General features: G+C 64.7%; 17 protein-coding genes. 10 read left to right on the top strand and 7 right to left on the bottom strand.

What is annotated here, in order from left to right; all coding sequences use genetic code 11:
* Positions 1–2 precede the first annotated feature (2 nt).
* Entirely contained in the window at positions 3–1,379 is a 1,377-nt protein-coding gene (abaF, locus tag WD006_RS13730; RefSeq protein ID WP_029306550.1) for a fosfomycin efflux MFS transporter AbaF, read from the bottom strand.
* Positions 1,380–1,779: 400 nt separating this feature from the next.
* Between abaF and WD006_RS13725 the strand changes: the two genes are divergently transcribed.
* The 3 genes from WD006_RS13725 to WD006_RS13715 all read left to right on the top strand — a co-directional run bounded on the left by WD006_RS13725 (position 1,780) and on the right by WD006_RS13715 (position 5,347).
* The gene (locus WD006_RS13725) at positions 1,780–2,724 is read left to right on the top strand and encodes a dihydrodipicolinate synthase family protein (RefSeq protein WP_017513740.1); all 945 of its coding nucleotides are present in this window, start codon (positions 1,780–1,782) and stop codon (positions 2,722–2,724) included.
* Positions 2,725–2,874: 150 nt separating this feature from the next.
* Entirely contained in the window at positions 2,875–4,299 is a 1,425-nt protein-coding gene (locus WD006_RS13720) for an aldehyde dehydrogenase (NADP(+)) (RefSeq protein ID WP_035831983.1), read from the top strand.
* 37 nt (positions 4,300–4,336) lie between these two features.
* Complete coding sequence (locus tag WD006_RS13715) at positions 4,337–5,347, top strand: Ldh family oxidoreductase (protein WP_017513742.1); 1,011 nt, start codon at positions 4,337–4,339, stop codon at positions 5,345–5,347.
* A 65-nt stretch (positions 5,348–5,412) separates the two neighbouring features.
* Here WD006_RS13715 and WD006_RS13710 read toward each other — a convergent pair whose 3' ends face one another.
* On the bottom strand, positions 5,413–6,282 hold the full coding sequence (locus WD006_RS13710; protein ID WP_024570961.1) for a crotonase/enoyl-CoA hydratase family protein: 870 nt from the start codon (positions 6,280–6,282) through the stop codon (positions 5,413–5,415).
* A gap of 279 nt (positions 6,283–6,561) precedes the next feature.
* On the opposite strand from WD006_RS13710, the gene WD006_RS13705 reads away from it, so the two are divergent.
* The 7 genes from WD006_RS13705 (at position 6,562) to WD006_RS13675 (ending at position 14,443) form a co-directional block, all read left to right on the top strand.
* On the top strand, positions 6,562–7,815 hold the full coding sequence (locus tag WD006_RS13705) for a CaiB/BaiF CoA transferase family protein (RefSeq protein ID WP_029306548.1): 1,254 nt from the start codon (positions 6,562–6,564) through the stop codon (positions 7,813–7,815).
* On the top strand, positions 7,808–8,575 hold the full coding sequence (locus WD006_RS13700) for an enoyl-CoA hydratase/isomerase family protein (protein ID WP_029306547.1): 768 nt from the start codon (positions 7,808–7,810) through the stop codon (positions 8,573–8,575). The genes WD006_RS13705 and WD006_RS13700 overlap by 8 nt, the downstream gene beginning before the upstream one ends.
* 10 nt (positions 8,576–8,585) lie before the next feature.
* Entirely contained in the window at positions 8,586–10,379 is a 1,794-nt protein-coding gene (locus tag WD006_RS13695) for an acyclic terpene utilization AtuA family protein (protein WP_029306546.1), read from the top strand.
* Positions 10,376–11,191, top strand: a complete 816-nt coding sequence (locus tag WD006_RS13690; RefSeq protein WP_029306545.1) for a GntR family transcriptional regulator — start codon at positions 10,376–10,378, stop codon at positions 11,189–11,191. The genes WD006_RS13695 and WD006_RS13690 overlap by 4 nt, the downstream gene beginning before the upstream one ends.
* A 32-nt stretch (positions 11,192–11,223) precedes the next feature.
* Complete coding sequence (locus WD006_RS13685; protein WP_029306544.1) at positions 11,224–11,985, top strand: cupin domain-containing protein; 762 nt, start codon at positions 11,224–11,226, stop codon at positions 11,983–11,985.
* A 49-nt stretch (positions 11,986–12,034) separates the two neighbouring features.
* Positions 12,035–13,027, top strand: coding sequence for a Bug family tripartite tricarboxylate transporter substrate binding protein (locus WD006_RS13680; protein WP_029306543.1), 993 nt, complete (start codon positions 12,035–12,037; stop codon positions 13,025–13,027).
* Positions 13,028–13,333: 306 nt separating this feature from the next.
* Positions 13,334–14,443, top strand: coding sequence for a porin (locus WD006_RS13675; protein WP_008642545.1), 1,110 nt, complete (start codon positions 13,334–13,336; stop codon positions 14,441–14,443).
* A 66-nt stretch (positions 14,444–14,509) separates the two neighbouring features.
* On the opposite strand, the gene WD006_RS13670 is transcribed toward WD006_RS13675, so the two are convergent.
* Genes WD006_RS13670 through WD006_RS13650 form a run of 5 tightly spaced genes read right to left on the bottom strand, consistent with a single transcriptional unit; the run spans position 14,510 to position 19,918 of the window.
* Positions 14,510–15,970 carry an N-acyl-D-amino-acid deacylase family protein gene (locus WD006_RS13670; protein WP_029306542.1) on the bottom strand — a complete coding sequence of 487 codons (1,461 nt, stop codon included), beginning with the start codon at positions 15,968–15,970 and terminating at the stop codon, positions 14,510–14,512.
* Between the two features lie 36 nt (positions 15,971–16,006).
* Complete coding sequence (locus tag WD006_RS13665; RefSeq protein ID WP_029306541.1) at positions 16,007–17,020, bottom strand: ABC transporter ATP-binding protein; 1,014 nt, start codon at positions 17,018–17,020, stop codon at positions 16,007–16,009.
* The gene (locus WD006_RS13660; RefSeq protein WP_011519496.1) at positions 17,017–18,063 is read right to left on the bottom strand and encodes an ABC transporter ATP-binding protein; all 1,047 of its coding nucleotides are present in this window, start codon (positions 18,061–18,063) and stop codon (positions 17,017–17,019) included. The genes WD006_RS13665 and WD006_RS13660 overlap by 4 nt, the downstream gene beginning before the upstream one ends.
* Before the next feature lie 13 nt (positions 18,064–18,076).
* The gene (locus WD006_RS13655; RefSeq protein WP_011519495.1) at positions 18,077–18,976 is read right to left on the bottom strand and encodes an ABC transporter permease; all 900 of its coding nucleotides are present in this window, start codon (positions 18,974–18,976) and stop codon (positions 18,077–18,079) included.
* Between the two features lie 6 nt (positions 18,977–18,982).
* Positions 18,983–19,918, bottom strand: coding sequence for an ABC transporter permease (locus WD006_RS13650; RefSeq protein WP_008642556.1), 936 nt, complete (start codon positions 19,916–19,918; stop codon positions 18,983–18,985).
* Positions 19,919–19,929 lie beyond the last annotated feature (11 nt).

The raw sequence follows: 19,929 nt of genomic DNA, 5'->3' as shown, positions 1-19,929 counted from the left end.
GATCAGCCATTCACACGGGCTTTCGCCTCGGCGTCGACGTCACGCAATGACTTGCCGCGCGTTTCCTTCGCGGCGGCAACGCTGATGATCGAGATCACGGCGGCGGCCACCAGGTAGAGGGCGATCGGCGTGGAGGAGTGGTATTTCTCCAGCAGCGACAGCGCGATCAGCGGAGCCAGCGATCCGGCCATCAGCGGTGCGATCTGGTAGCACAGCGAGAGCGCGGTGTATCGGACGTTCGTCGGGAACATCTCGGTCATGAGCGCGGAGTAGGGCGAGTAGGTCATCGACTCGATTGCCAGGCCCAGCACGATGGCAGCCATGATGATCCAGTCGTTCCCGGTGTCCATCATCGGGAAGCCAATGAAGCCCCAGGCCGCCGTCAGGACCGCGCCGGTCAGGTACACCGGTTTGCGACCGATGATGTCCGACAGGTAGCCCATGAACGGAATGATCATGAAGTGCAGGGCATTGGCAAAGAACATCAGCTTGAGAATGCGCGTGGTATCCGCGCCGACCACGAGCTTCAGGTACGTGATGGAGAACGTCACCACCATGTAGTAGAGGATGTTCTCCGCGAAGCGCGCGCCAATGCCGATCAGCACTTCCTTCCAGTGATAGCGCAGAACGTACCGGACGCCTTGCTGGGTCGCATGTTCCTTTTCGCGCCGTTCCTGGGATTCCTTGAAGATCGGCGCATCATCGACCTTGCGACGGATCCAGAACCCGATCAGCACCACCACGGCGGAGAACCAGAAGGCGACTCGCCAGCCCCAGGACAGGAAGTCCTGTTCCGGCAGCGTGCTCGAGAGTGCGAGCAGGATGAGCGTGGCGACGAGGTTGCCAGCCGGCACGCCTGCTTGCGGCCAGCTTGCCCAGTAGCCGCGCCGGTCGTCCGGGCTGTGCTCGCTCACCAGAAGGACGGCGCCACCCCATTCGCCACCGAAGGCAAAGCCCTGGATAAGGCGCAGCGTGACGAGCAGGGCGGGGGCCCAGTACCCGATCACGTCGAACGTGGGAAGGCAGCCCATCAGGAACGTCGTGATCCCCACGGCTACCAGACTGACCTGGAGCAGGTACTTGCGGCCGAACTTGTCGCCGTAGTAACCGAAGACGATCCCGCCGATCGGCCGTGCGGCGAACCCTACGGCATAGAGCGCGAAGGCCGCGATCAGGCCATCGACCGGATTCCCTGTTTTCTTGAAGAAGTGCGTCCCAAATACCAGTGCGGATGCCGTTCCATACAGGAAGAACTCATACCATTCCGCTACGGACCCAACCATCGCAGCCGCGACAACGCGGCGCAGATCTTTTGTTGTCGTGCCGCGTTGTCGCCCCACACTCGCTTCGGGGACAGCCTCGCTGAGTTGATTCGCCATCTTTGCTCGTCCTTTTGTCTCTGCTGACCAGCGGGTGGATTCCCGCCTCGCCACACCGGCGTCAGTGGTGAGATTTTATACAACATGCAATATACGGAAATGAGGGGTTTACCCTTTGGCAGGGAACCACTGGGGCTGGAAAGCCGTCATCAATCTCCCGGACAGGGCCTCTGCAAGCCAGAAAAGGTGCATCTGTGGAGTCGGAGGGGGATGGCGGATGAGTCAGACTGGTGCGGGCTGACGGGTAAACCCTGACGAAATCTCGTAGCACCTTCCGCGACAGATTTTATACAATATGCACGAAGCAGGGATCGTCATCCTGACAAGGCAGTCTCCCGGAGGCTGTTTCCGGGAGCCCCGATTCCGCTCTTATCGAAACTTTCTGACTCAGGACCGCGTGATGTCTTCCAAGATTTTTGAGGGTACTATCCCCGCACTCATGACCCCTTGCACTCCGGATCGCAAGCCGGACTTCGACGCGCTCGTCGCCAAGGGCAAGGAACTGATCGAACTCGGCATGAGCGCGGTCGTCTACTGCGGCTCGATGGGAGATTGGCCGCTGCTGACGGAACAACAACGCCAGGAAGGCGTGGCCCGCCTCGTGGCAGCGGGCGTGCCGACCATCGTCGGCACCGGCGCCGTCAATTCGAAGGAAGCCGTTTCCCACGCCGCGCACGCCGCGAAGGTTGGCGCGCACGGCCTGATGGTTATTCCGCGCGTGCTGTCGCGTGGCGCGTCCCCGGCCGCGCAGAAGGCGCATTTCTCCGCCATCCTTGCTGCCGCGCCGAGCCTGCCCGCGGTGATCTACAACAGCCCGTACTATGGCTTCGCCACCCGGGCGGACCTGTTCTTCGAACTCCGCCGCCAGTTCCCGAACCTGATTGGCTTCAAGGAGTTTGGCGGCGCGGCGGACATGCGCTATGCCGCGGAGAACATCACCTCGCAGGACGAGAACGTGATCCTGATGGCCGGTGTCGACACGCAAGTGTTCCACGGGTTTGTGAACTGCGGCGCCACCGGTGCCATCACCGGTATCGGCAACGCGCTGCCGCGTGAAGTGCTGCAACTGGTCAAGCTGAGCAAGCAGGCGGCTGCTGGCGACGTCAAGGCGCGTCGTCTGGCCAGGGAGCTGGAGGCGGCGCTGCATGTCCTGTCCTCGTTCGACGAAGGCACTGATCTGGTCCTGTTCTACAAGCACCTGATGGTCCTGAACGGCGACAAGGAATACACGCTGCATTTCAACGAGACGGACGCGCTGAGCGATGCGCAGCGCAACTACGCGGAACAGCAGTACGCACTCTTCCGCGACTGGTATCGCGAGTGGTCCAAAGGCGTGGACGCCTGATCCTGTCTGACCCTGCATGACCATCCCAAGGCGGCGAAGTCGGCTGCCTTGGGCGCATGTTCTACCCATCTGTACTCCTTCTCCGCGATGCAGAGCTTTCGTGCTCCGCTCGCTTCTCCGCTTTTCCGTCAGATTCCCTCGTTTCCATTCATGCACGCTTCCGAACAGAACCAAGTCTTCGCGATCATCGACCAGCACGCCACGCGCGCCCACGAGGCCAGCGCGGCATGGGCGCATTCGAGTCCCACGGTCCGCAGTGGCGTGCTGCGTGCGCTGGCCGACGCCCTCGACGCGCGCGCGAATGAACTCGCGGTGATGGCCGACGAGGAAACCGGCCTCGGCATCCCACGGCTGACGGGGGAGATCGCCCGCACATCGTTCCAGTTGCGGGGCTTCGCGGATGAAGTCGTGGCGGGCGTCCCCTATGTCCAGGTGGATGACGAAGCCATTCCCGGCCCGCCTCCGTCGGGCCGTCCGCGTCTGACCCGTGTCATGGTCCCGATTGGTCCGGTTGCCGTATTTGCAGCCAGCAACTTCCCTTTCGCGTTCTCGGTCCTGGGCGGAGACACCGCATCGGCGTTGGCTGCGGGTTGTCCGGTCATCGTGAAGCCGCATGGCGGACATCCGCGCCTGTCAATCGAGGTGGCGAAGATTGCCGCAGAGGTCCTGCGCGCGCAAGGCGTGGAAGATGGCGTGTTCTCGATGCTCGAGTGCGACATGTCGCGCGACGCCAATATCCATCTGGTCAAGCATCCGCTGATCGCGGGCGTGGCGTTCACGGGCTCCTATCAGGGTGGCGTGGCCTTGTGGCGTGCCGCCAATGAGCGCGAGATCCCGATTCCCTTCTTCGGCGAGCTCGGTTCGATCAATCCGGTAGTGGTGCTCCCCGCGGCACTGCATGACGACCCGGTTGCGCCGGCCAAGGTGCTGGCGGCGTCGATGCTGCAAGGCTGCGGTCAGTTCTGTACCAGCCCCGGCGTAATCGTGGTGGTCGATGACCAGCGCGGCCGCGAGTTCGTCTCGGCGCTGGGCGACTCGCTGGCGGGGCAGGCCACCCATCGGATGCTGAGCGAAGGCATCCGCAATGGTTTTGAAGATGCCGCCGCGCGTATCAAGGCGAATGCCAATATCGAGGTCGTACTGGAAGGGAATGAGGCTGGGGCCGGCCCGGCTCCCCGCCTGTTCCAGACCACCGGCGCTGCCTTTATCGCGGATGCCAGCCTCCACGAGGAAATGTTCGGTCCCGCGGCCGTAGTGGTCATGGTGCCATCCGTCGATGCGATTCCCGATGTACTCTCCGCCGTCAAGGGATCGCTCACGGTCACGATCTGGGGGGCAGACCAGGACAACCACGAGAATCGCGAGATCGTGCGCATGGCCCAGAACATTGGGGGCCGCGTGCTGTTCTCTGGTGTACCGACCGGCGTCGCCGTGACGCGCGCGCAGCAACATGGCGGCCCCTGGCCGGCGTCAACCGATCCGAAGACCACATCGGTCGGGTATGCTGCCTTGCAGCGTTTTCTCCGGCCCGTGGCGCTTCAGGATGCGCCGGAGTGGCTGCTCCAGCGCGCGTGACATCTCACAGGCAACGATAAGGAGGCATGGCAGATCAATGTCGGAAACCATCCAGCTCTCGCTCGCGGAGGTACGCGAGCTTTCGCTCAACGTTCTGCAAACGAACGGCTACTCCGAGGCGCACAGCAAGGCGATCACGGACGTGATCGTCGCGGGCCAGCGCGACGAGTGCCAGTCTCATGGCCTGTATCGCCTGCTGGTCTGCGTTCATACCATTCGCAACGGGAAGGTGGATGGCCACGCGGTGCCGGAAGTCGTCGATCAGGCGAAAGCGATCGTCCGGGTCGATGCCCGCTTTGGTAACTCGCTGCTGGCGTTTCAGACCGGCCTGCCGCATTTCATCCGGAAAGCCCGGGAATGCGGTTTGGCGGCCATGGCCATCAATCGCTGCTTTCACTTCTCCGCGCTCTGGCCCGAAGTGGAATCGCTGGCGAGCGAAGGACTGGTCGCAATGGCCATGACGCCCAGCCACGCGTGGGTGGCCCCTGCCGGCGGAACCAAACCGGTATTCGGAACGAATCCCCTGGCGTTCGCCTGGCCGCGTCCGGGCAGAACGCCATTTGTCTTCGACTTTGCGACCAGCGCGATCGCCAGAGGCGATATCGAGCTTCATCGCCGGCAAGGCAAGGCGCTGCCGGAGGGGTGGGCCATCGATGCGGACGGGAACCCGACGACCGACCCGCTGGCGGCCCTGAAAGGCGCCATGCTGACGTTCGGCGGGCACAAGGGGTCTGCGTTGTCCGCGATGATCGAACTGATGGCCGGCCCGCTGATCGGCGACATGACCAGCGCCGAATCCATGGCGTTCGATGCGGGCGCGGGGGCCACGCCTTGTCATGGCGAACTGCTGCTGGCATTCGATCCCACTGTCTTCTTGGGCGATCGGGCCAGCGAGTATCTCGAGAAAGCCGAGAGCCTGTTCGAGGCAATCACGAGCCAGGGCGCGCGCTTGCCGTCGCAACGCCGCTACGCCGCGCGAGCCAGGAGCGATGAGGCGGGCGTGACGGTGCCACGGGCGCTGTACGAGGATCTGCTCAAGCTGCGATAGCCGAGCCATCCTATGACGACGATTCGCGAACCGCCTCGGCTCGCGAATCGCCGGCGATTGGCGGCTTACTCGAAGTCTGGCTCGCCCTGCCAGTCAAAGAAGTCCGGCATCTGGCTCGATACGCGGTTCGGGAACTGTGCCGGACGCTTCTCGAGAAAGCTCGCAATACCTTCCTTCGCATCGTCCGACTGACCACGCGACTGGATCGCGCGGCTATCCACCTTGTGGGCGTCCATGGGATGAGCGGCCCCTGCCATGCGCCAGATCATCTGGCGCGCCATGGCGACCGAAACCGGGGCGGCGTTGTCCGCGATCTCCCTGGCAATGGCATAGGCCGCCGGCAGCAGATCCTCGGGCGCATGGAGCGAACGGACGAGTCCGCGCTCGTGCGCTTCCTGCGCGCTGAACACGCGACCCGAAAAACACCATTCCAGTGCCGTCGAAATCCCCACGACGCGCGACAGGAACCATGACGAAGCCGCTTCCGGCGTGATCCCCCGCCGTGCGAACACGAGGCCGAACTTTGCGTCGGTCGAGGCGATGCGGATGTCCATCGGCAACTGCATGGTGACGCCGACACCAACCGCGGCGCCGTTCACGGCAGCGATGACCGGCTTGAGGCTGCGGAAAATGCGCAGCACGACTCGGCCGCCGCCGTCACGTTTCACGCCGGTCGATCCATAACGCTTCTCGTAGTCGAAGGTGGCGCCACCGCTGGACAGGTCGGCACCCGCGCAGAACGCACGGCCGCTGCCGGTCACGACCACGGCGCGCACATTGTCGTCGGCATCCGTCGCGTCAAATGCCGCGATCAGGTCTTCACACATCTGGTGTGTGAACGCGTTCATTTTCTCGGGGCGGTGAAGCGAAATCGTGGCAATGCCGTTCTGCACGGCGTACTGAAGCGTCTCGAAAGCCGGGGGCGTGGTGGTCATGGTCGCGTGCCTGTTGGGAAGTGGATGCAGCGTAGCACCTGCGGCGCCGTCGTGGTGCGGGGCTTTCGCTGCGCGGAACAGGCTAGGGCCGCCGAGCCGTCGAGCTTTCAAGCTGCTGCTGGGGTAAACGCGGACTTTGATCCGTGATGGTGTTTCATCTATAGTTCTATTCATAGAACTAATTGACTGCCGCCATGATCGGCAAGTGTGACGAAAGTCGACGCTGGCCCATGGGCGGCTTCGCCAATGGGTCGATGTAGCCAAACTGCGGACAAAAATATGAAGAAACAGGAGACAACCGGCCCATTGGCCGGCGTGAAAGTGGTGGACATCACGTCCGTATTCATGGGGCCGTCAGCCACCCAGATGCTGGCCGACCTGGGCGCCGACGTGATCAAGGTGGAGTCGCCAGAGGGCGACAGCACGCGCCGCATCGGCCCCTGCGGCGACGAGAAACTGGGGCCGCTGTTCCTTGGTCTCAACCGCAACAAGCGCAGCCTCGTGCTGGATCTGAAGACCGACGCGGGCAAGGACGCGCTGCTGCGATTGGTCAAGGATGCCGACGTCCTGGCCTACAACGTGCGCCCACAGGCGATGCAGCGGCTTGGGCTCGACTACGAGTCGATCGCGGCAATCAATCCTCGCATCGTCTATGTGGGCATGTTCGGCTTCTCGCAGCGCGGACGCTACGCGCCACAAGCCGCATTCGACGATCTGATCCAGGCGGCCACCGGCCTGCCGCTGGCTGTATCGCTCGGGTCCGGCGATATCCCACGCTACCTGCCAATCACCATTGCCGACCGTTCGGTGGGCCTCTATGCCTTCGGCGTGATCTGCGCGGCGCTCTATTCGCAGGCGCGTACAGGTAAGGGGCAACGTGTCGATGTCCCCATGTTCGAGACCATGGTCCCCTATGTCATGGGCGACCATCTGTATGGGGAGACGTTCGTTCCCGCAAAGGGAGACTTTGGTTATCCGCGTCTTCTGTCACCCGAGCGGCGGCCATACAGGACCAAGGATGGCTACGTCTGCTGCCTGATCTATCACGATCATCATTGGCGCACCTTCCTCAAGGTCATTGGCAAGCCTGATCTGTATGACACGGACCCGCGCTTCGCGAACATCACCACCCGCACCGCGTATATCACCGAGCTCTACGGCATGGTCAGCGACGAGATGATCCGGCGCACGACAGACGAATGGCGCGATTTGCTGAAAGAGGCCGACATACCGGTCTTTCCGATGCATACCTTCGCGTCGCTGCTCGATGATCCGCATCTGGACGATATCGGCTTTTTCACGGAATCGGATCATCCGGTGGTCGGCCGTATCCGCGAGATGGCGGTGCCGAGCGAGTGGCACGGAACGCCTCCGGCGGGGCGCCGCCACGCGCCGGCCCTGGGCGAGCATAGCCGCGAAGTCTTGCGCGAAGCCGGTTATGACGATGCCGCGATTGACGTGCTCATGGCATCGGGTGCCTCCATGCAGGCCTCCAGAATGGAATTGATCGAAAAGGACGCAGACAATGACTGAAGAACTCAGGAGCGAAGTCCGGGGAACTGTTCTCACGCTGACCATCAATCGACCCGAACGACGCAACGCCATGAGCCCGGCAGTCGTGCAGGGACTTCGCGAAGCCATCGTCGGCGCCAATCGTGACGGCGCGATTCGGGCCATCGTCATTACCGGTGTGGGCGAACAGGCCTTTTGCGCCGGCGCGGATTTGCAGAGTGGCAAGTCCTTCGCCTTCGACTACTCGGATCCCTACCTCGGGCTGGCGGACCTCCTCCGTGTGGCCCGGCAATCCACGATTCCGCTGATCGCCCGTGTCAACGGCGCCTGCATGGCCGGTGGAATGGGGCTGATGGCGATGTGCGACATGGCCGTGGCCCGCGGAAATGCGATCTTCGGCCTCCCCGAGGTCAAGGTTGGCCTGTTTCCGGCACAGGTGCTGAGCGTGCTGCAGTCGCTGGTGCCGCGCAGGCTGCTCAACGAGATGTGCCTGTGCGGCGAGCCGATCACGGCCGCCGACGCGCTCGCGGCAGGGCTGGTCAACTATGTCGATGACGATCTGGATGGCAGGATTGACTGGTTGCTGGGCCGCTTGCTCGACAAGTCGCCGACGGCCATCCGTCGCGGCCTTTACACCATCAAGCACGTCGAAGACATGCCTTTCGCGCAATCGATGGCGTTTACGGAAAGCCAGATCGGCCTGCTGGCCATGACCGAGGATGCCCGCGAGGGGCAGCTTGCCTTCCGTGAGAAACGCCGGCCCGGCTGGACCGGCAAATAGGAGCACACACATGACAGGAAAAACGATCCGCATCGGCGGCGCATCCGGCTTCTGGGGTGACAGCAGCGTGGGCGCGCCGCAACTGGTACGCCACGGGAACATTGATTATCTGGTGTTCGATTACCTGGCCGAACTGACCATGTCGATCCTGGCTTCGGCCCGGTTGCGCAAGCCGGAGCTTGGCTATGCCACGGATTTCGTGACGGTGACGATGAAGAGCCTGATCGGCGAGATCGCAGAGCGTGGCATTCGTGTCATCAGCAACGCGGGTGGGATGAATCCACACGGGTGCGCCGAGGCCATCGCCGCGCTGGCGGCGGAACATGGTCTCTCGCTGCGCATTGCCGTGGTAGAAGGCGACGACGTGATGTCGCTGCTGCCGCAATTGCGCGACGCGGGCGTGCGCGACATGCAGAAGGGGCGCCCCCTGCCGGAGAAGGTCGTCAGCGCCAATGCCTATCTGGGCGCGTTGCCGATTCGCCAGGCACTGGATCAAGGTGCCCAGATCGTCATTACCGGGCGCTGTGTCGACAGTGCGGTCACCCTGGGTGTGCTGATGCATGAGTTCGGCTGGCAGCCGGACGACTATGACCGGCTGGCGCAGGGCAGTCTGGCCGGCCACATCATCGAGTGCGGGTGCCAGGCTACCGGAGGGCTGCATACCGATTGGGAAAGCGTGCCGGACTGGCCGAACATGGGCTATCCCGTGGTGGAATGTCGCGACGACGGCAGTTTCGTGGTCGGCAAGCCTCCCGCCACAGGCGGCCTGGTGAGTACCGCCACCGTCGGCGAGCAGGTCCTCTACGAGATCGGCGATCCCGCGTCTTACCTGCTGCCTGACGTCACGTGCGATTTCACGTGCGTCGAACTGCGGCAGATCGGCGAGAACCTGATCGAGGTTAGCGGAGCGCGTGGACGCGCGCCGGGCGGTGCCTACAAGGTCAGCGCTACCTACATCGAAGGCTTTCGCTGCAATGCCCAGCTTTCGATCATTGGTGTCGATGCGGTGGCCAAGGCGGAGCGCACCGGGGAAGCCATCCTCGCGCGCACGCGCCGGATCTTCGAGGAGAACGGCTGGGGCGACTATATCCGCATCCGCATCGAGGTGCTCGGCGCGGAGTCCTGCTTCGGGCCGCGTGCGGCGACGCGCCACACGCGCGAAGTCGTCATGCGAATCGCCGTCACGCACCGGGATAAGGCCCCACTGGAACTGTTCGCCCGGGAGATCGCCGCTGCGGGAACGAGTTGGTCGCCCGGCACCACGGGTTCTGGCGGAGGCGGGCGCGCCAGCCCATCGCCATCGATCCGGCAGTACGCGTTCCTGCTGGACAAGGCGGCGCTGGCGCCGGCCGTTGTGATGGACGGGGTGCGTAGCGCCGTGCCGATTCCTTTGGGCGACAGCGCGGATGCAACCGTCACCGCACCAGCCCCCGACATCGACGTCGTTGCCGCGATGGCGGGACCTCACGACACGATCGAAGTACCCCTGATCCGCCTCGCCTACGGGCGTAGCGGCGACAAAGGCGACATCTCGAACATCGGTCTTATCGCACGCAGGCCCGAGTACCTGCCGCTGTTGCGTGCGGAGGTCACGCCGGCCCGCGTGGCGGACTGGCTGGCGCATCTCGTGGAAGGGCCAGTGACGCGCTACGACCTTCCAGGCTTCGACGCAATGAACTTCGTGTGTGAGTCAGCACTGGATGGAGGCGGCATGGCATCTCTGCGCAACGATCCCCTGGGCAAGGGCATGGCCCAGATTCTGTTGACGATGCCTGTGCGCGTGCCGGGAGGGCTGCTGCAATGAGCCCGGTCACGGCTAACACGTCTGTCAATGACAACAGCGTGCTGGGCGAAGACGGCACCGATGGCGTAACCCGTTATCGGCAGCTCGCCAGCGTCATTCGGCACAAGATCGTCTCGGGCGAGTACCCGATTGGCCACCAGCTACCGACGGTGGACGCGATGGCGCAGTCCCACGGGATCGCCAAGGTCACGGTGAGGCAGGCCTTCGCGTTGCTGGCCGAAGAGGGGCTGATCAGCAGCCAGCGCGGGCGCGGCACTCATGTCATCAAGGCGCCATCCGGATTCGACGAGCGTCTGCGTGCCGCCATCAACGACGATGCGGTTGGCGCCGCCGATCTCGAGATCCGCATTCTCGAGAAGCGGGACGGCGTCAGCCTGCCGACAGCGCTGTCGAGATTCGGCAAGGCACACGACACCTATGCGATGGTGCGCAAGCTCCATATCCAGGACGGGGCACCGTTCTGCGTCATCGAGATGTACGTGGCGACTTCCGTATATGCCCGGTTTCCGCGCGGTGGCGAGAGACGTCACAAGCTTGTCCAGCTGCTGCGTCAGGTCGTGGGCAACCGGATGGGTGCCACGTACATGACGCTGACGGTCGAGCCGGCGGACTATGTGCTGGTGCGCGATCTCGGCTACATCTTTGGCGCGCCGGTCGCGAAGATGGCCCGGTCGATTCTCGATGTCGACGGCAATGTCCTGATGGCCGGCTTCTTCTGGTATCGCGGCGATCGCTTCGTGCTGGATGTCGCGCTCCCGGCGACGCTGAGCGAACACTATCCGGAGTTGACGATTCCTGAAGCGCGTCGCTAGTCCTGCATCGCAATATGACAAGGAGACAGACGATGGCATCCCCATTTGTTTTGCGTGCGGCGGACGTGGCGACCTACACGCCGGCGAACCATACCGGTACCGCGAATCAGCGCATCATCGGCAAGGAAACGGTAGGCGCCCGGCGGGTAGAGGTGCTGCTTGGCACCATCACGCGTGGCCATGGCGCATTGCCTCATGCACACCCGAACCTCGAACAGGCCAGTTACCTGCTGGCCGGCGAGGGCGTTGGCGAGCTGCCGGGGCACCGTCGCACGCTGAGGGCGGGCGACTGGAGCTTCAACGCGGTCGGCATGTTTCACCGCTTTGAAGTCGTGAGCGAAGAGCCCGTGCAAGTCATGGTGGTCTACGCGCCACCCTACAGCGAGAACCCGAATGCCGCCGTGGTAGCGGACGGCATCGACGATCCGCGCCTCCAGGACGGTGCCGGCGACGTACGCGACGTGCGGACTGATGCGCCGCCGATCGACTTGGACTTCTATGTGGGCGCGCGGGTCAGCCCGGCAATCTCGCATCAGACGGTGGGCGCCCGGTTCCTCGATATCTACATGGTGCAGCTTGCAGCCGACGGTTACGTGGCTCCCCACGCGTTGCAGGATGCGGAACAGGTGCTGTTCGTGCGCTGCGGCAAGCTGGACGGCCAGATCGGCGATCAACCGTTCCGCGCCATCGCGGGCGATTGGGTCTTCGTGCCGGAGAACCATGTTCTACGCATCGCGGCCGGTGATGCCCCCTCGGCATTCATCGTCATTCGCGCACATGACGCCGTGACCTGACGCGCGACGCTGCGACGCATTACCAGAGACAAAAATATAAGGAGACACAATGGAACAGCAGATCAACCGGCGGCGCTTTCTCGGGCTGCTCCCCGCCTTGGCGGTATCGGCAACGGCGCCAGAGATGGCTTCGGCGGCCGTGACCAAGGGGTATCCGGACAAGCCGATACGCGTAGTCGTGCCGTTCCCGGCGGGAAGCGGCACCGACGAAAGCGCACGCTATGTGGCCCAAAGCATCACGATGCAGACGAGCCAGTCCGTGGTGGTCGAGAACCGCCCCGGCGCGAACGGATTCATCGCGGCAAAGGCCGTTGCCACCGCGCAGGGCGACGGCTACACCATGCTGATCACCACCAACACCACGCACGCGGCCAACGCCTCGTTGTTCAAGACGCTACCCTACGATCCCATCAAGGATTTTGCTCCGGTTTCGCTGATCGCCAAGAGTGGCCTGGTACTGGTGGTACCGTCCGACAGCCCGGTGCGCACCGTGGCGGATCTGACGGCGCTGGCCCGGCAACGGCAGGGGAAGCTGACGTTCGGGAGCGGCAGTTCCTCCACCCGTATCGCCAGCGAGCTGTACAAGATCATGAGCGGAGCGCCAGCGCTGCATGTCCCCTACAAGGGGGTGCCCCAGGCGCTGACCGACCTGATGGGCCATCAGATCGACTTCATGATCTCCGACATCTCGCCGGCGCGGCCGCTGATCCAGGCCGGCAAGCTGCGCGCGATCGCGGTGACTACCGCACAGCGGCATCCGTTGTTCAAGGACGTGCCCACGATGGATGAGAGCGGATTGCCGGGCTATGAGTTGACGGCTTGGGTGGCGGCATTCTTCCCCGCCGGCACACCCACGCCTGTCGTCGACCAGATGAGCGGCTTCATCCAGCAGGCCATGGGCAGCAGCGCGGCGGCGGAGCACTTCGGCAAGACGGGCGGGCAGCCGCTGTCTTCAACGCCGGAAGAGCTGGCGGCGTTTGTCCGCAACGAAACCGCGAAGTGGGCCAAAACCATCAAGGCAGCAGGTATCGAACCGGAGTAGGTATCGAACCGTAGTCATTGTCAGCAGGCACCCGTACCTGCACCGGAATCTCGAAAGGCATTTTCGGATGCCATGCCAACGTCAACGTCCGAGCTGAAGGCACAGCTCCAGGTTCTTCTTCACGCCCCCATATTGCGAAGGTCATGATGCCGGCGCGCTGGTAGCAGCGCGACCCCGGTCAGTCCGGCATTTGCCTTTTTTTCACCACGCCGTCCCCAGGGATTTCCGCCCTGGGGGTTGGCTGTGCTTTGCCTTTTTTTTCGTGCAGTGCCCGTAACACCCAAGACCAACAAGGAGACATCAAACATGAAACAGGGAACCGTATTTGCTGTACTCAGTGCTGCATCCGCGCCCGTACTGGCGCAGAGTTCGATCACGCTATATGGCGTCGTCGATGCAAACATCGAGTACGTCAGCCACTATTCCTCCATCGCGCCGACCCAACCCGGCTTTCCGGGCCCTGCGCACAGCAAAATAGGCATGACGCCCGGCGGTTTGTCTGGCTCGCGTTGGGGGATTCGCGGGACCGAAGATCTCGGCCGCGGGATGAAGGCGCTGTTCGTGCTGGAAAACGGCTTTGGCAGCGACGACGGCAAGTTGCAGCAGGGTGGCCGGATCTTTGGCCGTCAGGCGTATGTGGGCTTGCAGAGCGACAGCGTTGGTGCCATCACGCTGGGCCGTCAGTACACCACGATCTTCAGCGCGCTGGCCGACTTCTCGCCGACCCGCTACGGCGTGCAGTACGAGCCGATTGCCATGCAACTCGGCCTGAACTACCGCTCGGACAACGTCATCAAGTATGTCGGCAAGTTCGGGGGCGTCACCGCAGGTGGCTACTGGTCGTTTGGCAACGGTGTTGCCGGTGCCGGCGAGGTCGCGGGCCAGTTCCGACGCGATACCGGATACGGTGCGTCGTTGAGCTATTCCGGCGGACCGTTCGGGGCCACGGTGGTCTACGACCAATACAACCCCACGCTGTCCGCGACAACGGGGGCAACCGGCGCATTCCGAAAAGTCGCGCTAGCGGCCAGCTATGAGACCGGGCCGGTCAAGGTGATGGGTGGATACCGCTGGGGATTGAACAAGGGGACCACCGACGCGACCCTGCTGCGCGACAACTACTACTGGATCGGCGCGAACTACCAGGCGACTGCCGCGCTTGGCCTGACATTGGCCTACTACTACGACGACATCAGGAACGTAGCTGGCTTCAACGTGAAGAACCCGTGGCAGGTCACCTTCATCGCCGACTACGCCTTCTCCAAGCGTACCGACGTCTACCTGACCACCGCCTATTCGAAGAACTCGGGGTTGAACTTCGACACGTCGGCGATCAGTTTTGCCAATGCTTACTACCTGGGTGCCGGAGCGGACAACATGATCGGCGTGGCCGTGGGAGTGCGCCACCGCTTCTAGCCGCTACGAGGAAGCGTCCGAGGCCGGGGCTCATGACACTCGGCCTCGGTGCTTCCCGCCAGGTCATCAGGCGGCGTGACGACGCTTGATGACCTGGCCGTTCCTGGCGCCGGTATGCTGCCCGCCGTGCCAGGTGATGGCGCCGTTGACGATCACGGTGTCGATGCCCTCGGCCGGGCGCGTGGGCGTGTCGTAGTCGGCGGCGTCGCGGATGGTGCCGGCATCGAAGATCACCATGTCGGCATGGTTGCCGACCGCCAGCGTGCCGCGTCCGTGCAGGCCGAAGTTGCGCGCGGTCAGGCCGGTCATCTTCCAGACGGCGGTCTCCAGCGGGAACAGGCCGACCTCGCGGCAGTAATGCCCCAGCACACGCGGGAATGTGCCCCACAGACGCGGGTGCGGATTCTCGCCGACCGGGATGCCATCCGACCCGATCATCGTTTCGTCGAAAGCCAGGATGCGTTGCACGTCGGCTTCGTCCATCAGGAAGTAGATGGCCGTGCCGGGCTGCAGCCGCCGCGCGGCTTCCTGCTTGGCGACGCCCCATTCGCGGGCGATGTCATCCAGGTCGCGGCCTGTGCATTCTGGGTGCGGCACGCTGGAGGCGATGCGCACGCGACCCTCGAGCATGGCGGGTTCGGTGCGGATCATGGTGGAGCCGGCGGTGTAGGGATAGCAGTCGAGCGACACGCACTGGTGCTGCATCGTCTCCTGGATAAAGGGCAGGGTGACGCGGCTGCGGCCGAAGTTTGGCGTGTTCTGCACCTTGTGGTGCGACACCACCACGGGTACGTCCAGCGCGCGGCCGATCTGGAAGGTCTCCTCGAGCGCTTCCATGACCTGATCGGACTCGTTGCGCATGTGCGTGACATAGAGCGCCTTGCGCGCGCTCAGCGGGCGGCAGACTTCGATGATCTCCTCGGTGGTGGCCTTGATCGCCGGCGGGTAGAAGGTACCGGTCGACAGCCCGATGGCACCCGCCTGCATCGCTTCCTCGACCAGCGCCTGCATGGCTGCGATCTCGTCGTCGTTCGCGGGGCGATCCAGCGCGGACATGGTGACCGCACGCAGCGTGGAGTGACCCACCATCGCTGCCACGTTCACCGAGCTGGGGGTGGCGCGCAGGGCGTCCAGATAGGCGGCGAAGGTTGTGAAGCGGCCTTCAGGCGGCGCATCGATCAGGCCCAGCGGCATCGGCAGGTCCATGTCGGCGCGTAGCGGCGCAGCGCTGATGCCGCAGTTGCCGGCCACCACCGTGGTCACGCCCTGGGAGATCTTGAACGGCATTGCCGCCTGCGACAGCACCGCCTGGTCGTCGTGGGTATGCGAGTCGATAAAGCCCGGGGCGACGATGCGGCCGGCGGCGTCCAGCGTGCGCTCGGCAGTGTGACCAGCAAGGTCGCCGATAGCGGCGATGCGGCCATCGCGCACGGCAATGTCGGCGGTGAATCGCGGTGCCTTGCTACCGTCGATCACGGTGCCGCCCCGGATCAGCAGATCATGATGGTTCGAAGCCTGCTCAGCCATGCTACGGGTCTCCTGGAGTGGAATTGGGGGTGTCCTTCAGCGGAAATGACAGGCGACCTGGTGGCCGCCCGGCGCATCCGACGGGCGCGCCGTCAGCGCCGGTGCCTGCTCGCGGCAAATGGGCTGCGCAAGCGGGCAGCGCGTATGGAAGTGGCAGCCAGAGGGCGGGTTTGCCGGGCTGGGCGGATCGCCCTGCAGCAGAATGCGTCGTGCCGGCGCGCGCGGGTTTGGCACCGGCGCGGCCGACAGCAGAATCTCCGTATAGGGGTGGCGCGGCGTAGAGAACAGCGCATCGCGATCGGCCAGTTCGACGATGCGACCCAGGTACATCACGGCCACGCGGCGGCTGATATGGCGCACCACGGCCAGATCATGGGCGACGAAGAGATAGGCGATGCCGAACTCCTGCTGCAGGTCCATCAGCAGGTTGACGACCTGGGCCTGCACCGATACGTCGAGCGCGGAGACCGGTTCGTCGCACACGATCAGCTTGGGCTGCATGGCCAGTGCGCGGGCGATGCCGAGCCGCTGGCGTTGCCCGCCCGAGAACTCATGCGGATACTTCGCGGTGGCCTCGGGGCGCAGGCCGACCTTGCCGAACAGCCACTGCACGCGCGCCTCGCGCTCCGCGCGGGAGCGCATCCCGAAGTTGCGCAGCGGCTCCGCGACGATTTCTCCCGCAGTCAGACGGGGGCTCAGCGAAGCATACGGGTCCTGGAAGATGATCTGTAGTTCGCGCCGGCGGCGACGCATCTCTCCGGCCGACAGGGTCAGCAGTTCCTCGCCGTCCAGCCTGACCGAACCTGCGGTGGGTTCCACCAGACGCAGGACGGACTTTGCGGTGGTGGTCTTGCCGCAGCCGGATTCGCCCACCAGGGACAGTGTTTCGCCAAGAGCGACCGTGAAGGAGACGTTATCAACCGCCTGGATCGGCCGGGGCGGCGGCGAGGGCCAGCGGCGCGGTGCAGTGTAGTGCTTGCGCAGCCCGTCCACCTGCAGCAGCGGCGCGGCCTGCGCGGTCGCTGCGATGGGTTCCTGAGAGGGGTTCATGCAAGGGTCTCCGGGGTACTGTCGACTGGTGCGACGCCATCGGATTGACGTGTCTCGACGGCGAAGCAGGCCACGAAGTGGTCGGCGCCCTGTGCCGAAAGCCGAGGCATCTCCGTGTGACAGCGGGCCTGCGCCTGGGCACAGCGGGGCGCGAAGGCGCAGCCGCGCTGTGGTTGCTGGGGCGACGGCACCAACCCGGGGATCTCGGTCAGGCGGCTGCTGCCGGTGTTCATCGACGGCATGGACGCCATCAGGGCACGTGTGTAGGGATGCAGCGGACGGTCGAACAGATCGGCCACGTTCGCTTCTTCGACTTTGCGCCCGGCGTACATCACCACCACGCGATGACAGCTCTCCGCCACCACGCCGAGGTCGTGCGTGATCATCACCACGCCGGTGCCCAGCTCCTGCTGCAGGCGTCGGATCAGGTCGAGGATCTGCGCCTGGATGGTCACGTCCAGCGCGGTGGTGGGCTCGTCGGCGATCAGCACCTCGGGGTTGCAGGCCAGCGCGAGCGCGATCATCACGCGCTGGCGCATGCCGCCAGAGAGCTGATGCGGATACTCGTTCGCGCGCCGCTCGGGCTCGGGGATCTGCACGAGGCGCAGCATGTCGATCGCGCGGGCAAGCGCTTCGGCATGGCTCGCCCCTTGGTGCAGGCGTACGGTTTCCGCGATCTGGCGGCCGATGGTCAAGACCGGGTTGAGCGAGGTCATCGGCTCCTGGAAGATCATGGAGATGCGGTTGCCACGGATGCGGCGCATCTCGCGCTCGCCGAGCGTGAGCAGATCGGTCCCGTCGAGCAGGACGGCGCCTGTCACATGCGCGGGTGGCGCGGACAGCAGCCGCATGATGGAGAGCGCGGTCACACTCTTGCCGCAGCCGGATTCACCGACCACACCCAGTGTCTGGCCGGCGCGCACCGTGTAGGAGACACCGTTGACCGATCGCGCGGGGCCGGTCAGGGTGTCGAAGCGCACGTGCAGGTCCTGTACTTCCAGCAGTGGTGTGCCGGCGGGGAGTGCCTTGCGGGTGGACGTCATGGCAGTTCCCATCTCAGAGTTGGCGCGCCAGGCGCGGATCGAGCGCATCGCGCAGGCCGTCGCCGAGCAGGTTGATAGCGAGCACGGTGGCGGCCAGCAGCAGGCCGGGATACAGCAGGATGTGGAAAGCCACGGCAACGAAGTTGCGGCCCTCGGCCATGATGTTGCCCCAGCTTGGCGTCTGCGCCGGCACGCCCACGCCGAGGAAGGACAGCGCCGCCTCGGTCAGAACGGCCGCTGCCGCGACAAAGGTGGCCTGCACGATCAGCGGCGCGACCATGTTGGGCAGCACGTGGCGCAGCAGGATCACCGGCAGCCGCGTGCCAACCGCGTGCGCGGCTTCGACGTACAGTTGCTCGCGCAGGGTCAGCGCCATCGAGCGAACCAGCCGCACCACGCGCGGCACCTCGGGGACGGTGATGGCGACGATCACCGCACCCAGGCTGGCCTGGGTCAGTGCCATCAGCGCGATCGCCAGCAGGATGCCCGGGATGGCCATCAGCCCGTCCATCACGCGCATGAGAAAGCCGTCGGTCCAGCGCACGAAGCCGGCGGTCAGGCCGATGCTGACGCCCAGCACGGTGGATAGCAGGCCGACCGAGAGGGCGACGATCATCGACACGCGGCCGCCCCAGACCGCGCGGCTGAACACGTCGCGGCCCAGCGCATCGGTGCCGAACCAGTGTTCGGCGGAAGGCGGCTGCATACGCGCCAGCGGGTCAATGTCCTGCGGGTCGAACGGCGAGATCCACGGCGCGGCGATCGCCAGCGCGGCAACGGCCAGCAGGAGCACGGCGCCAATGACGAGGGTGGGATGCTTGCGCGCCCAGTACCAGCGGGGCAGCACGAACGGCGCGTCGTCGTCCGCCGGCCGTGCGGCGGCGTCCTGGCGCGAGGGCAGGGTAGCGGTCATGGCGGCTCAGTATTTGATGCGGGGATCGAACAGCCGGTAGCTGAGGTCGATCATCAGGTTGATCAGCACATAGGCACCTGCCGAGAGCAGCAGCACGCTCTGGATGACCGGGTAGTCGTGGCGTTGCACCGAATCCACCACCAGCCGGCCGACGCCTGGAATCGCGAACACGGTCTCGGTCACCACCACGCCGCCGATCAGCAGCGCGATGCCGGTGCCGACCGTGGTCGCAATCGGGATGGCCGCGTTGCGCAGCGCATGGCCGAGCACCGGCAGCACACCGAGCCCCTTGGCGCGGGCGGTGCGGATGTAGTCTTCGTGCAGCACTTCCAGCACCGTGGCGCGCGTCATGCGGGTGATCAGGGCGATGTACACCAACGCCAGGTTGACGCACGGCAGCACCAGGCTACGTAGCCAGCCCCCGGCGCCATCGGCCAGCCGGGCATAGCCCTGCACCGGAAACCACGGCAACTGGATCGCGAACGCATAGACCAGCAGGTAGCCCACAAGGAATACCGGGAGCGAGAATGCCAGCACGGCGAACAGCATCACCAGCCGGTCGATCCAGCTACCCGCGCGATAGGCCGCCAGCGTGCCCAGCGGCACCGATACCAGCAGCGTCAGCAGCATGGTCAGCGCGGCGATTGACAGCGTCGGCTCCAGCCGCTGGGCCAGCAGCTCGGTCACCGGCATCTGCGTGAAGATGGAGGTGCCCAGGTCTCCGCTGGCGAGCCGTCCGGCCCAGAGCCCGAACTGTTGCCACAGCGGCTGGTCGAGGCCAAGCGTGGCACGCAGGCGCGCGATGTCCTCGACAGTGGCAAGGTCGCCCGCGATCAGTGCCGCCGGGTCGCCCGGCGACAGGTGGATCAGCAGGAAGACCACGATGGCCACCACGGCCATCACCGGCAGCGTGGCCAGCAGGCGGCGGATCAGGTAACCCATGGCAGGCTCGC

Source organism: Cupriavidus sp. Met-2, from assembly GCF_049843575.1.
GTDB classification, from domain to species: domain Bacteria; phylum Pseudomonadota; class Gammaproteobacteria; order Burkholderiales; family Burkholderiaceae; genus Cupriavidus; species Cupriavidus metallidurans.
Note: the sequence above shows the minus strand (reverse complement) of the source record. Positions and strands in the feature narration are given on the sequence as shown.